Here is a 15,274-nt window from a genome sequence, read left to right as displayed (position 1 = left end):
TTTTGGATTCGCGGGCTGAACGAAAATCTTTTACCTAGATCCTGAAATATCAACAGACCCTAAAATCAATCGTCAATTAAAATCAGCTTTCCAGTTTGTGGATCTCGATATACCTGGCCAACGGCTTCATAGCCACTGCCGTCCTGCATCTGTTGCTGCATATTGTCGGGCATTTTTGGCAGTTCTTTACCGAGAGTGATTTCCTGCGGCTGAACTTCAAAGTGATCCTGTAAATCAGTGCTGAACGCGACCAGTGCAGCGATTAGACCACATGCAAATACCAGTACAATATCAATCAGATTGGCCAGTGGACCTAACGGATCTTCATCAGTATCGAGAAATGAACTGCGACGCCATTTATCCATTTTGCTGTTCCAGCTGGGTAAGTGCTGCATCGTACCAACGCCTACGCATCCGGCCAATGACAAAACCAATCATGCCAGCCAATAAGCCAATAACTGTCGTATCAAACGCCACTGTCATCGCCGTTGTCAGAATGCTTAGCTGTCCTTCGCCTAATGCGGCAAGACCCGGTCCCAATGGAATTAAGGTACCCATCAAGCCGAGCATTGGTGCCAGTCTGGTAATAAAATCAGCCCGTTCAATCCGACGTTTGCCCAAAGCCATCAAGGACTGAGTGTCTGCCTGACGCGATAAGCGGGCAATTCCCCAAAAACGCTCGCCAATGGCAATACCTGTTTCATATACAGCTAACCCGACAAAAAATAATAACGCCCAAACCACCGGAGTTAATAACAATCCGGTCAGCTGGTGCATCAATTCCAATGAAAAATGGGGATACATTACAAAGCTCCTTTACGACCGCGCCATAATCCTGCAGCAACGATTACTGATAATGCCAGCAACGTCCACAGCCAAAGCATTTTGCTATCGGTAGCGCTGGTTTCTGTGGTGTCTTCTGCAGCTTGATTGCTATTCTCCATTTGCTGGCTATCATGCTGATTCAGCTGCAATTCCTGTATATGACTTGGAGAGGAGGCCGTTTCTGGAGTTTGCATTCGACTCCGCGCCAGAACAGCTTCTAATGCTTCAGCTGTATCCGCATCAAGTTGTGATTTTACAAAATCATACATCGGATGATTGGCATGGGTATGACCACTGCCGGGGATGCCTTTTTTAATGATATTGGCGGCAAACTGTTCGGCTAATTGTTTTTGTGTCGCCGCATCGGCATCCCAAAAGCCTTTATCAATAGCGACCAACATGACTGCCAGAATATTGGTTTGAACATGCTGTTGATGACTTTCACTGAGAAACTCATCCAATCCCAATTGCAGGCTGTCATCCACATACACCTCTTTGACTTCTTCCCAGACCTGATCAGTAATAATCTCAGGACTGGTCACCTGCCATCCCCACAGATATTCAATAAACTCACTGCCCATGGTGCGGGCACCGGCATAACCTTCATTCATTAAAGGCTTAATCCATTGTGGATTCAAATAGCGAGCGCGCAGTTCACCCAGCAAGGCTTGTGGAAGATTATCGATCCGCAGATTCTCATCGTTACTGTGATTAATCACGGCGCTGCCCGGTTGCTGACCAGTGATGGTTTCCACCGCCAGATTAAAACCGCCGAGATAATCAAACGCATCATTATTATCTATCAGGCCATATAGATTACTGGCCCGGCCCAGAAAGGTTTGTGACACGCCGGCAAGTTGCTGTTTAAACAAATCCGTTTGTGATTCTCCCTGCAAACCACTGCCATAAGCATGTGCCATACGTTTGATAAATACATCGGCCAGTTCACTGCGGTCATCCCAGGCAGACGAACGTTCAACCAGACGATTAATACCTGCACCGTATGAACCTGGTGCAATACCAAATACGCGAAGACTGGTTTCACGACCTAATTGTGCCGGATCGATATCTGATTGTTGGGCAAGTCGATGTCTGGCTTCATTCACCCAATTCGATGCCACCAGATTTTTATCCAAAGCTTCTTCGCCACCTTGCTGCCATTCGCCTAACGGTTGCAAAGCTGCTTTAAGTGCGACTGCCAGAGCGGGGTAGTCCCGGATGATCAGATCGCGGCTGGCATCAAGGGCTAATAAGCTGGCTTTATCCAATAACACCAAATGCTCACCATATAAATCCCTGAATAAACCCGAAGTGGTAAACAGCACATCAAGCCGCTGCGGTTGATCCTCGTTTAATGGAAGACGCTCGAGACCTTTGATGATGCCTCGGCTATTCCAGATAGGGCGTACACCCAACAATTTCATGCCAAAGGCAATCATTGCACCTTCATCACGAACCGAATCAGAGGCCCATAAAATCAACCCTTGTTTATTACGATCGCCAACTTCATGACCTTCAATATTGCCTTTTTCGCCGGACAATACAGGTGCAGCTAGTTGCTGACCAATATCAAAACCCACACGGGTAGGCAGCAAACTGCCATCCAACGCATAAAAATTACGTCCAGTAGGCAGGGCATCCGGTGTGCGGATTGGATCATTGCCTTTCCCTGGAGAAATAAAACGACCATCCAAACCATTCAAAAGCGCTTCCATTTCAGCCGCTGGAGAAACTTGCAATTTTTGATAGATATCTTTGCGTTGATCCTCGCTGTAATCTGTGCTGTCCAGAATTGAATTCATCATAGTATCAAGTCCATCCGCGGACCAATCGCGGCCAAATACATGCAGTCCAAGCGGCATAAAGGTTTCCTGAAAGTTGGTTAGATAATGGCCGACTTCATGCAGCAGAAAATCATCATCAATTTCGTCAAAACCGGCGCCACGAACTTGCAGCTCTTCATCCATGCTGGCAATTAATTCATCACGTAGTCCCATGGTTTCGATTTGTTCACGCAGGCTGCGAATAGCCCGATCCCGTGTGGCTTTATCTGAAGCCGCTTCGGCGCTTTCAATCAACTGACGTAGTTGCAGCAAATCGTCATACAGTTCTGTGACGGCGAGCGGGGGAGTCAAATGATCGATAATTACCGCCTGACCACGACGTTTAGCCTGGATGCCTTCACCAACACCATCGACTATATATGGATAAAGGCCAGGCACATCACCGGCGATAATAGTGGGGTAATCATCCTCGCCCAGACCGACACTGCGTTTAGGTAAAAACTCATAGGTTGAATGTCGACCAACATGCACCATGGCATCAGCCTTAAATTGCGACTGAATATAGTGATAAAACGCCAGGTATTGATGCGGTGGCGGAAAGGACATATTGGCATGCAACAGTTCTTCATGGATCTCCCAACCACGCGGTGGTTGCGGGCCGATAAACACATTGCCAAATTGCACGCCGGGAATCAGTAATTGATTATCCCAGACCATTACTTTGCCGGGGATTTTGCCCCAGCCGCGAATTCCCTCAATTTGCATTTCCAACAGGGCATCATTCAATGAATCGCTATGTTGCCAGTCTGGCTGATGACCTTGAGAAGCTGCATCGATTATCTGCTGATAATCCTGTTCCAGCTGGGTTAATAAATCCAATGCCCGACTTCGGCCAGGATGACGCAAACCATCCAGCGCGTGATGAATATCCGTAGAGGTCTGCTGCATAAATGCGGACAGTAGCTTCAGTTGAGATTGCCGAACGGTTAAATTTTCCGATGCCAGCGCCTGCTCAATGGCATCACGCATTCGCTGCTGTAATGCTGCTAAAGGACCATCAATCATTTCAGCCTGAACAGTTGCCGGTAACTGTTTGAACCAGCGTTGATAATCATCCGCTGTCATGGTGTTGGCGACCTTGGACATCGCAGATAAAGCTTCTGCGTCTTCAGGTAAATTCACCCCTTGAAGTTGCAGCATATCCAATAAGGATTCCGCATCTTTTGGCAGCTCACCGGTCTGATAACCTGCGTTTTTCAGACCATTCAATATTTCCAGCAGACTCTCAGGTACATTCAGATTATCAGCACCGATATTATGTCTACCGGGGGGATGGTTGTAATACACAATGGCAACACGCTTATCGGCGTTGTCTTTTTGTTGCAGCTCCAGCCAGCGTTGCATGCGCTGCGCATGACGGGTTATTTGTTTAGTAATAGGCAGGCTTTGAGTAAGCTGAGCCCCGGTTTGTTGATCAATCTTTGCAGGCTCAGTTAACGCTAGGATCAGTGGCTGACTGACACCTTGCAACTCCGGCATGGCAATCCGGTAATGAATTGAATCGCGCGGAATGCCTTGTGCAGAAAGGGCATAGTCAGCTTCATTCAACTCATTCAGCCGAACGCCTTTTAATACTGGAACATTCAGTTTAGTAAATAATTGTTCAACCTGCTCACGACCATCACCGCCACCAATCACAAAATCCTGTAAAGAAACGATTCCCCATGGTGTGTTTGGCGAAGACTCACTCATTACCTTTTTGATGGTCTCAATCGCCTCAACACTGGGTTCACCCCAGGCTGCCAATACTGATACACATTGGCTATTCAACGCCTGACAATATTGTTGGTGCAATTGCCATTCACCTGTTAGATCGCCGGTATCATGATCGATCAACCAGACCACAGGCTGTGAGGCATCGAGTTGTTTCGCTATTTCATCAGGACTTAACCATTGAGTTTTATCGTCGTTATGCAAAGCAAATCTCAAAGTGCCGACAGGTTGCAGTTCGGCTTTTTCTTGTCCATCAGTTAATAACATCTCCAGCAGACTGCGTGAGTTTTCTGTAGAGCGATTTACCCAATAGGCGCGTGCTTGCAACCAGTTAGCATACTCTGGGTAGTTAGCTTGTTTGGTCTTTAAGTCATCTATTGAACTTAATGATATTTTATCGCTAAGTAATTGTTCAGGAATGGATTGTGTAACTGGGTCGCTATTTAACGGCGTGAGTCGCTGGTCGCTATGCAACACATAACGTTTTTGATCGTTGTTATATTGTCGAGCCAGTAAACGCTCAACGGGATCACCAAATACACCAACGATTAATAAGCTGCCACTGTCGTTAATGAGTTGCTGCAATTCGTCGTCTTTTAACAGGTTAAGCTGACTGACAGTGCGTATTTGAATATCCACATCAGGCTTATCTTGTATTAATTGATGTGCTCCAGATACCAACGTTGGGGCCGAGCGGTCAGACACAATAATCGTCACATTATTATCACTGGCAAAAACACTAATCGCCGGAGCCGAAAACAACAAAGCAAACAAAACGGGCCTGAATAGACACAAGAGAGAATTAAAAATATAAGACATTAGACATCCTGCCGCAGCAAAAGCAGCTACCAGTGAGGTAAATATCGGGCAGGGGATAGTGAATGATGTAATCACGGAAACGTTCAGGCACCCCGCCACGACTCCTTAGTAAGCTTCGGGCCGGTCTCCGGACTTACAGCTTAGCCATGGCTGGCTTCATGTCTCGTCTTCCCATACTGTTAAAGTACAGTGACTGTCGATCTATCAGGCAGATAGCGACCAGAGTAATGAAATAACTGTTTACCGTTGCGGGGGCAGTACAGGAATAGCCAAATCATTGGGGCACCTGTTTCCCGTTTAACCTTAATCACATGTAGCAATAAAGGCACCTGAAACTGCCAGCGATAATACAGACAAATGGTATTCAGTCAAACCAGACGATCCGTGTCAGCTTGCAAGTTTTGGTTGATTTGGGTCAAAAGAAGTCCGGAAATGATATTGAATTACCATTTCGAGAACATTAATGGCCCTTAGCTTTCATAGTCAGTAAGTTGTTTAATACAGTGGGTACTAATCCTACAATCAATCAAAACATTCGATTCAACATAAGGAGAGCAAATATGGAATGGGTTTTACTAGGGATTGTCGGCTTACTGATTTTATATGTGATTATTGAATACAATAAATTGGTGCGGCATCGCAATATTTTTCAGAATGCATTCAAACAGATTGACGTTACCCTAAAACAGCGTCATGACATGATTCCACAACTTGTCAGCACCGTTAAAGGCTATGCCAAACATGAGCAGGAAACGCTTAATGGGGTAATTGAAGCTCGCAATCAAGCTGAAAAAATGCGTGATCAAACTGACTCGGGCGATGCAAAGTCAATGTTAGCTCTTGGACAGGCTGAAGGTGTGTTAGGTAAAGCAATGGGCGGTATCTTTGCGTTATCAGAAGCCTATCCGGATCTGAAAGCAGATGGTGCTTTCCGTGATCTAATGGAGCAGCTGACGAGCATTGAAAACAAAGTGGCCGCCTCGCGCCGTGGTTACAACAATACGGTGCTTGAATATAACAATGTTCTGGAAACCTTTCCAACTAATATTCTAGGAAACATGTTCAGCTTCAGCCGCGCCTCAGAGCTTGAGTTTGATGATCGTGAGGCCATTCAAGACGCGCCTAAGGTTGAGTTTTAACGATGGCTGCAATGAGCAGCTATCAACTTGGTGCAAATGCCCGAAAACAAAGTCGGCTGATGATGACTTTGTTTATTTTTTCTGTGGCGTTGATTGCAGCTGTGATTGCCGCGCTGGCTTCTGTCAGAATAACCGGCGATAGCATTAATCAGACTGAACAGATAATGGTTAACTGGCCATTATTTTGGCTGGTTGCTGCTGGCGTTGCGACGGTGATTGTTCTGACCTCTGTCTGGAAAATAGTCACCATGGGCGATGACGGTGCAAAGGTTGCGCAGGCTTTGGGTGCGACTGATGTTAACGAGATAACCGGTGATCCCTTGGTTACCCGTTATCAAAATATCGTTGAGGAAGTAGCACTGGGGGCCAGCATCCAGACACCACATATTTTCATCATTGAAAACGAACCGGGAATTAACGCCTTCGCAGCGGGCAGCGCACCTGATAATGCCGCAATTGCCGTGACTCGTGGCGCGTTAACGTTATTGAATCGCGATGAACTGACTGCGGTAGTCGCTCATGAATTTGCGCATATCCGTAACCTCGATATGCGGCTCAACCTACGGGTAATTGGCTTGATTCACGGCTTGATGGCACTTTATGTTGTCGGACGGATTCTGATGCATTCAGGTGGAGGCAGCAGAAAAAGCGGTGCTCAGGTATTGCTAATCGGTATTGCTCTGATTCTGCTGGGATTACTGGGGGCTTTTATGGGCAAAATTATGCAGGCAGCTATATCTCGTCAACGTGAATATCTTGCTGATGCCGATGCCACACGCTATACCGGTGATCCTATTGCGTTAGCGGGCGCGTTAAAAAAAATAGGTGCCCTAAGTCAACAAGGTGCCAATAAAGTCAGACATGATGAACTTGAAGAGGCGAGGCATATGTTGTTTGCTGAGCTTTCCAACAAAATGTCTGGAATGTTGTCAACCCATCCACCTTTGGTAAAACGAATTCAGGCATTGGAACCCGGTTTTGACCCAGAGATAAATGGCTGGCCTGAATTAGAGAAAAACTAGGTTTCTCTCACAACAAACATCCTGCGTTTGAAGTGAGAGATTACTAATTACCATCATGCCAAACCGTCATTTAGCGTTACTTATAGCGTCTACGCAATATATCGTTTACCAGGCAAAGTAATACATAAAAGCCTACCAACGGTGCCAAACCAAAAACCAACACGTTCTGTAGTTGTGTCAGATACGGTAATGACAGGGCCATTGCGATAGTAAACCAGACGTATGCAACATAAAGAACCAGGAATAAAAAGCCTTCAAACCGATTTAAGGTGCCCCCTAAAAAGAATAATGGCAAGCATAAAACCGCCACACCTAACATCACCGGCACGTCTATTTGCATCAGCTGTTCGCTAGCCAGTAACGGGGTGGGGGAGAACAATCCCGACAAACCCAAAACAGCCAGAATATTAAAAATATTACTGCCCACCACATTCCCTATGGCGATATCGCGTTCACCTTTTATGGTGGCAACAATGGAAGTCATGACCTCCGGTAAAGAAGTCCCCGCCGCGATAATGGTTAAGCCAATTACGGCTTCACTCACACCAAATGAGGAAGCAATGGTGACCGCACTTTGCACCAACCAACGAGCTCCCACGATAAGTAATGCTAGTCCTATGATAATGAGCAACACATTTTGCCAAGTAGGGGATGGCTTTTCAGTTTCCACACTGGCATCAATTCCGGTTTTTTTACCTTGATAAAATAGAAAAACCGTATATAAAACGACTCCTGCGAACAGAATAGCTGCCTCAAGTTTGCCAATCATGCCATCCTGAATCATCCACAATGCCAGCACACTAATACCAATCATGATGGGTACATCCTGACGAATGAGTTGCTGAGAAACTATCAATGGCATGATTAAGGCGGCCAGTCCGAGAATAAACAGAATGTTAAAAATATTACTGCCCACCACATTGGCGATGGCCAGTTCAGCTTGGCCTGAAAAAGCGGCTTTGACACTGACCGCCATCTCTGGGGCACTGGTGCCAAATGCCACAACGGTTAATCCCACAACCAACGCTGGAATACCAAAACTGGTTGCTAACCGAGATGCGCCTTTGACTAATAACTCAGCACCGACAATTAGCAAAATTAATCCTGCAACCAACATCAACCACGTCATCATTTTTCCTTTAAATGCTTTATGGTGAGTTGCCTCACCATAAAGTCATAATTATTAATTCGTTACAAACTGATTCTCGATTTTTCTACATAATGGCATCCAGTTTCTTTTGCATTTCTTCAGCAGATGGACGTAGCTGTGACAGGCCTTTACGCATGCGATGTTGCCCCATCCAGAACACAATGGGGGCCGCGATAAATACCGATGAACTGGTGCCAATCACGATGCCAAACAACATTGGCAAAGCAAAGCTGGCGACAGCACTTCCCCCGGCAACAGCCATCGGGATCAATGCCAGAAAAGTGGTCACTGAGGTAAATACCGTACGGGTTAATGTGGACGTGATACTTTCATTCAATAACTCCAACATTGGTTTATCAGGTGTCAGCCGTAGATTTTCCCGGACCCTGTCAAACACCACTACTTTGTCATTGACTGAGTATCCGATCAACGCTAATAACGCAGCGACCGCTGTGAGATTAAACTCCACGCCGGCTAATACAAAAAAACCGATGGTTTTGGTCAAGTCCAAACCAATCGTTAATGTAGCTGCCAGGGCAAAATGGTACTCAAAGCGGATCCACAAATAAGCCAGCATGCCAAAACCGGCAAAGACAATCGCCAGAATAGTTGCATCGCGAAAATCACCACTGACCTTTGGTCCAACCAGTTCAACCCGTGGGAAACTGGCATCAGCAGAAATTTCTGTCACTGCAGATTTGATTTCTTCTACCGTTTTTCCACTGGCTACCTGCTCAGCCCCTTCCATTGGCAGACGTACTAAATAGTAATCGTCATCACCAAACTCCTGAATTGAGGCTTGCGAAAAGCCCTTGTCTTGCAAGGCCTGACGAACCTGCTCTACATCAGTATTTGGCGCCGCTACCTCCATTACCGTACCACCGCTAAAGTCGATGCCATAATGCAATCCCGGCTGGAAGAATAAGCCGATGGAGGCTAGTGACAAAATAGCAGAAGCGGTAATCCCAACAAATCGACCTCGCATAAAATCGATCTTGCTGATGCTGAGTCGATCCAGACTTTTAATACCGGAAATTTCCAATAAAGCCTGTTTCGGCATTTTGCTGACTCGCCATTCCATCAGTAAACGAGTAAATGAAATGGAGGTAAACATAGACGTAATCAGACCAATGGCCATTGCCACCGCAAAGCCTCTAACCGGACCACTGCCAAACATAAACAGCAAACTGATTGCGATCAATGAGGTGATATTGGAATCCAGAATCGTGCTGTAAGCACGTCTGAAACCAGCATCAAGTGCCATAAACGCTCGTTTTCCACGACGGGTTTCTTCACGGATCCGTTCATTTATCAGAATATTGGCATCCACGGCCATACCGATACTCAGAATAATCCCGGCAATCCCAGGTAGCGTCAACGTAGCACCTAATAAGCTCAGCACACCAAATATCAAACCAATATTGAGTGTCAGACTTAGACTGGCGATCAAGCCCCAGCTGCCATAGATTGCTAGCATAAACAACAGCACTAGCATGGCACCGATTATCCCAGTGGTAATGCCCATCGAGATCGAATCACTGCCTAAATCAGGCCCCACGGTACGTTCTTCAATCACATTAAGTGGTGCTGGTAAGGCACCAGCACGCAGCAGCAAGGCAAGTTCATTGGCTTCGGCTACAGTGAATGCGCCACTGATCTCGCCACGTCCCCCGGCAATTACACTGCGGATAACAGGCGCAGTGATAACCTCATCATCCAATACAATTGCCAGAGAGCGGCCAATATTGTTTTTGGTCATTTCCGTAAACAGCCGGGCACCTTCTTTATCCAAAACAAAACTGACGACCGGCTGACCGGACTCCTGACTAAAGACCAGATTGGCATCCTGAATATGTTTTCCCTCAAGTACAACGCGTGCCTCTAAGTCATATACTTCATCTTTATCAATGCCTTTTGCTTGAATGACTTCCTTGGAATCGCCATTGGCGGCCCAGTGAAAGGTCATTTTTGCTGTCGTGCCCAGCAAGGAACGGATATAACTTGGATCATCTACACCGGGTAATTGCACCAGGATGCCATCACTACCTTGTTTGGTAATGGTAGGGTCTACCAACCCGCTTTCATTCAGACGTTGGCGAACCACTTTTAAACTATGCTCAACGGCATCTTTAGTGAGTTTTTCACTATGTAGCTTGGTTGGAGTGATAGTAAGTTTATTCGCCTCATCATCAAGCGAAAACAAAGCCAAACCACCTTTGGGATCTTTAATAAAGGTCCGGACAAGTTGTTTGATATCCGCCATCCGAGCAGGATCTTTCGGCGCGATGACCAGGTGGTTTTTCGATACAGAAATAGGCTGAATAAAAATCCGTTTTTCTCGTAATGCATCGGTGATCTGTTCGGCTAACTGCTGATGATCGTTGAGTTGCAAATCATTGGTATCCACTTGCATGAGCAAATGAGAACCACCACTTAAATCAAGACCTAATTTAAAGGTATTGTCAGTAAACCATGAAGGTAAATGTTGTGTCGTCGACGTTGGCAACACATTAGGCAATGCACTAAACAGGCCCATAATGATAATCAGGCTGAATAAAACAGCCCTTGAATAGAAGGAACGCATACATAATCCTCGAAGATAGCTTCGTTTTTAAACAAAAAAGGTTTAGCAGTGGGATTAGTAGGAGTTCGGTGGTGCGCGATTGAGTGGTAAATAATATTTGGCATTGCTGGGGATCAGCAATGTTAGATAACCTAAGGCATCCTTCTGCAGCAGTATCGCGACAGGAAGAGACAATAAGCTGGAAAACACTAACCAATGGTGTTCGTTATCACCATCAAACGTGTTTGGTGCTGGCAGATTTTTGAGATCCAGCAGTGAACGGAAATGATCTCGATGATTTGCTAAGGTAAGCTGATTAAAATCAGCAACAAAACCCGAATCACCTGAAAGGTTTGCCTGACGAAAATCAATCCAGCTGGTAAACGCCAGACTATTCAGCAACAACAGCAATACACACAACTGCCAGAAATTGGCAGGGCGCTGGTCAAAGTGCTGTGTGTGGGGATGTTTCATGAACTTATTCGCAATGAAGTGCACAAATTGTGAGCTTCGCCAATAAAACAGTCAATATTATTTAAGGAAAGTTATCTATGGGTTTATTAATGGAAGGCCAGTGGGTCGATCGCTGGTATGACACTGATTCCAATCAAGGAAAATTTATTCGCAGCAAATCACAGTTCCGCAACTGGGTGACCGCTGATGGCAGTCCTGGCCCGTCAGGGAAAGATGGTTTTAAAGCGGAAGCAGGGCGTTATCATTTATATGTTTCTCTGGCTTGTCCATGGGCACACAGAACCTTAATCTTTCGTAAGCTTAAAGGACTGGAAGATATGATTTCGTTGTCGGTAGTCAATCCATTGATGCTAGAACATGGCTGGACATTTGATCATGCTGAAGGTGTGATTCAGGATCCGCTGCATCAGGCGAAATTTTTACACCAGATTTATACTCATGCTGATCAGCAATATAGCGGTCGCGTAACGGTTCCAGTGTTATGGGACAAACAACAGAACACGATGGTTAGTAATGAATCGGCCGAAATCATTCGTATGTTTAACAGTGCGTTTGATGAGATTGGTGCCAAAGCGGGTGACTACTATCCTGCTGAATTGAGAAACGATATTGATGCCATCAATGATGAAGTCTATGACAACATTAATAATGGTGTGTACAAAGCAGGTTTTGCCACCACACAACAGGCTTATGAAGATGCCGTTTTTCCATTATTTGATGCATTGGATAACGTTGAAGAGCGTCTGAGTAAAAATCGCTATTTAGTTGGTAATGATCTTACCGAAGCAGACTGGCGTTTGTTTACCACACTGATTCGCTTCGATGCCGTGTATCACGGCCATTTCAAATGCAACCTGAAACGGATTGACGATTATCCGAATCTTTCTGAATATGTTCGTGAGTTATACCAGTGGCCTGGTGTTGCAGAAACGGTAAACATGCAGCACATCAAAGAGCATTATTACCGGAGTCATAAAACCATTAATCCCACTGGTGTGGTACCAGCCGGGCCAATTCTAAATCTTAATCGGCCACATACCCGACGCTGATATCAATGCATGGTGGCAAGATAAAACATGACGCCCGCGTCAATAAAACCAAATGCAATAATGCCCATCACCAGATAGTGCCAGAAGGTTAGTTTGGATTTCATAAAAACTCCTTATTATGGATGCCGTTTACATCTAGACAAGCTTAAAAACAAAAAGACTGACCAATCAAGCAAAATTCAATCCCGTAAGGTTTAGTTAAGTATTGGCGTCGTAGCATTAGCCTCATTTTGAGTAATGGGGCAATTTTGTGGAAAAACACACTGGATGCAAACGGCTGCTTTATGCTTTTGGTTATTCGATGCAGGGGCTTTTCGACGCACTGCGTTATGAAACCGCTTTTCGACAGGCCTTTCTGCTTCTATTAACTGCAGGCATTGGCAGTTTCTTTCTCGATGTATCACCAGTTGAACGACTGACCATGATCACAGTTTTATTGCTTGTGGTGATGGTTGAAGCACTGAACTCAGCGATTGAATGCGTTGTTGATCGTATTAGCACCGAACCTCATCTGCTATCGGGACGAGCCAAAGACTATGGTTCCCTGGCGGTGCTTATTGCCATCATTATCGCTCTGTCCACCTGGCTGACCATCTTGTGGCCTTTAACAGGGCGGGGCTGATAATGACCAAATTACAGTCATTTTTTGGCCCTTACCTGATATTAATCAAGCTGCTTCTCACTGGCTTGGTCATTCTGAGTTTATCGCGTCTTGGCTTAGTAGTGTGGCAGTGGGATAGGGTGATTGCTGCCACATCACTCCCCACCATTTTCTGGCAAGGACTTCGTGCAGATTTGATTATGATGGGTATGCTGCTTGTGCCATTAGCGCTGGCCATGCCATTACTGGCCAATCGCTTTGGATGGAAGATTTGGCAAAATCTAGTGCTGATTTGGGGTGTGCTGGTTATTGTCCTTATCAGTTTTATGGAAGCCTCAACGCCCGCTTTTATCAGTCAGTACGACCTGCGTCCTAACCGCTTATTTGTTGAATATCTGCGTTATCCGAAAGAGGTCTTTGCCACACTTTGGCAGGGATTTCGCTGGCCGTTATTGATAGGCCTGACACTCACTGTTATCTCCGGCGGAATGGCCGTAAAACTTTTGCGGCGCTGGTTGAACAATCATCAGAAACCCTGGCCAGTATGGAAGATTTGGCTTACCTTGCCATTGTTGCTGCTAATACTTGCTTTAATGATTCGATCGTCTATTGGTCATCGACCTGCCAATCCGTCCAGCTTTGCGCTGACATCGGATGCCATGGTTAATAGTCTTATGCTGGACTCTGCTTGGTCAGTGTATTTTGCGATTTACAATATGCAACATGAATCAAATGCTGCTGACGTCTATGGCACGATGACGAGTGAAGCAATTTTGGCGCAACTACATGAAAATTATCCGTGGATTGGTTTAGATACTCAGCAAAAATTTCCTACCTTGAATATCCGTCAAGCAACTGTTAAGCGAGATAAACCACTTAATTTAGTGATTATCCTGCAAGAAAGTATGGGCGCCACCTTTGTTGAATCCCTTGGCGGAGAATATTCGGTCACTCCTGAGCTTGAACGCCTTAAGAAACAAGGTTGGTGGTTTGAACAGCTCTATGCCACCGGCACTCGCTCGGTTAGGGGCATAGAGGCGATAGTCAGTGGTTATTTGCCTACACCGGCACGCAGTGTGGTGAAGCTTTCTTTGTCACAACAAAACTTTTTCACCATTGCCGATTTACTTAAACAGCGCGGCTACTTCACTGAATTTATCTATGGCGGTGAATCACATTTTGACAATATGGCAAGTTTCTTTATTGGCAATGGCTTTGAATCGGTTATTGATCAGCACGATTATGACAATCCGGTTTTTACCGGCAGCTGGGGCGTATCTGACGAAGATCTATTAAATAAAGCGCATCAGCAGCTGCAACAAAAGCATGCTGAAGGAAAACCCTATTTCAGTCTGGTATTCAGCTCAAGTAATCATTCTCCCTATGAGTTCCCGGATGGTCGTATTGAATTGGATAACCCTATTAAACAAAGTAATACCAACACAGTGAAATACGCTGATTATGCGTTAGGCCAGTTTTTTGATAGGGCTATGCAAAGTGATTATTGGGAAGATACCTTATTCCTGGTGATTGCGGATCATGACTTGAATGTGTTTGGTGATGCATTAGTGCCGATTGAGCGCTTTCAGATCCCAGGGTTAATTTTAGGAGCAGATATCAAACCACGCAGCATACCCACTGTTGCCAGTCAGGTTGATATGGCGCCGACCTTGTTATCCTTAATGGGAATAAGTGCGGAAACGCCGATGATTGGACGTGATTTAAGCCTTGAAAGCGAACAACAGTCCAAAGGACGAGCCATGATGCAATTCGCTGACAATTATGCCTTGATGCAGGGAGATAAAGTTACCGTTCTTAGGCCTCATAATACGGCACTTGAAGGGCAATATTCACTGAGCACTCGACAATTAAAAATTGTTGGATCAGCATCGATTGAAGATGAGCATAAAGCACTGGCCCATGTGTTATTACCCTCATGGCTGTATCGGGAGCAACGCTATGATATGCCGCTGGGCCGAGCAGATTTAAAACCTTAAAAAACGTGAGGCAATAACAGGCCTGAAAACCATCTGCAAAGTGGTTTCCGGGCTTTTTTTTATCACATTAAAAACAGC

11 protein-coding genes and 1 riboswitch are annotated in these 15,274 nt (G+C 45.5%); of the genes, 5 read left to right on the top strand and 6 right to left on the bottom strand.

What is annotated here, in order from left to right; all coding sequences use genetic code 11:
• Positions 1–65 precede the first annotated feature (65 nt).
• The 3 genes from ACN0V2_RS03675 to ACN0V2_RS03665 are packed head-to-tail and all read right to left on the bottom strand — an operon-like array spanning position 66 to position 5,201.
• On the bottom strand, positions 66–365 hold the full coding sequence (locus ACN0V2_RS03675) for a DUF2149 domain-containing protein (RefSeq protein WP_417549437.1): 300 nt from the start codon (positions 363–365) through the stop codon (positions 66–68).
• Complete coding sequence (locus tag ACN0V2_RS03670) at positions 358–804, bottom strand: MotA/TolQ/ExbB proton channel family protein (protein WP_417549436.1); 447 nt, start codon at positions 802–804, stop codon at positions 358–360. Before ACN0V2_RS03670 ends, ACN0V2_RS03675 begins: the two co-directional genes overlap by 8 nt.
• Positions 804–5,201 (bottom strand): cobaltochelatase subunit CobN, encoded by a 4,398-nt coding sequence (locus ACN0V2_RS03665; protein WP_417549435.1) that lies wholly within the window; start codon positions 5,199–5,201, stop codon positions 804–806. The genes ACN0V2_RS03670 and ACN0V2_RS03665 overlap by 1 nt, the downstream gene beginning before the upstream one ends.
• 100 nt (positions 5,202–5,301) lie before the next feature.
• A riboswitch (cobalamin riboswitch) is annotated at positions 5,302–5,549 on the bottom strand.
• Positions 5,550–5,761: 212 nt separating this feature from the next.
• On the opposite strand from ACN0V2_RS03665, the gene ACN0V2_RS03660 reads away from it, so the two are divergent.
• Complete coding sequence (locus ACN0V2_RS03660) at positions 5,762–6,340, top strand: LemA family protein (protein WP_417549434.1); 579 nt, start codon at positions 5,762–5,764, stop codon at positions 6,338–6,340.
• Positions 6,341–6,342: 2 nt separating this feature from the next.
• The gene (locus ACN0V2_RS03655) at positions 6,343–7,362 is read left to right on the top strand and encodes a M48 family metalloprotease (protein ID WP_417549433.1); all 1,020 of its coding nucleotides are present in this window, start codon (positions 6,343–6,345) and stop codon (positions 7,360–7,362) included.
• Positions 7,363–7,438: 76 nt separating this feature from the next.
• Here the strand turns inward: ACN0V2_RS03655 and ACN0V2_RS03650 are convergent, their stop codons facing one another.
• The 3 genes from ACN0V2_RS03650 to ACN0V2_RS03640 all read right to left on the bottom strand — a co-directional run bounded on the left by ACN0V2_RS03650 (position 7,439) and on the right by ACN0V2_RS03640 (position 11,549).
• The gene (locus tag ACN0V2_RS03650; protein WP_417549432.1) at positions 7,439–8,491 is read right to left on the bottom strand and encodes a calcium/sodium antiporter; all 1,053 of its coding nucleotides are present in this window, start codon (positions 8,489–8,491) and stop codon (positions 7,439–7,441) included.
• An 85-nt stretch (positions 8,492–8,576) separates the two neighbouring features.
• A complete protein-coding gene (gene secD / locus ACN0V2_RS03645; RefSeq protein ID WP_417549431.1) occupies positions 8,577–11,096 on the bottom strand; it encodes a protein translocase subunit SecD in 2,520 nt (839 codons plus the stop codon).
• A 54-nt stretch (positions 11,097–11,150) separates the two neighbouring features.
• The gene (locus tag ACN0V2_RS03640; RefSeq protein ID WP_417549430.1) at positions 11,151–11,549 is read right to left on the bottom strand and encodes a hypothetical protein; all 399 of its coding nucleotides are present in this window, start codon (positions 11,547–11,549) and stop codon (positions 11,151–11,153) included.
• A 77-nt stretch (positions 11,550–11,626) separates the two neighbouring features.
• On the opposite strand from ACN0V2_RS03640, the gene ACN0V2_RS03635 reads away from it, so the two are divergent.
• The 3 genes from ACN0V2_RS03635 (at position 11,627) to ACN0V2_RS03625 (ending at position 15,196) form a co-directional block, all read left to right on the top strand.
• Positions 11,627–12,598: a glutathione S-transferase family protein gene (locus ACN0V2_RS03635; protein WP_417549429.1), complete on the top strand. Its 972-nt coding sequence runs from the start codon at positions 11,627–11,629 to the stop codon at positions 12,596–12,598.
• Positions 12,599–12,899: 301 nt separating this feature from the next.
• A complete protein-coding gene (locus ACN0V2_RS03630; protein ID WP_417549500.1) occupies positions 12,900–13,220 on the top strand; it encodes a diacylglycerol kinase in 321 nt (106 codons plus the stop codon).
• Positions 13,221–13,222: 2 nt separating this feature from the next.
• Positions 13,223–15,196, top strand: a complete 1,974-nt coding sequence (locus ACN0V2_RS03625) for an LTA synthase family protein (RefSeq protein ID WP_417549428.1) — start codon at positions 13,223–13,225, stop codon at positions 15,194–15,196.
• Positions 15,197–15,274 lie beyond the last annotated feature (78 nt).

The sequence above is a fragment of the Methylophaga sp. genome (genome assembly GCF_048266885.1).
GTDB lineage: Bacteria > Pseudomonadota > Gammaproteobacteria > Nitrosococcales > Methylophagaceae > Methylophaga.
This window is presented reverse-complemented; position numbering and strand designations above follow the sequence as displayed.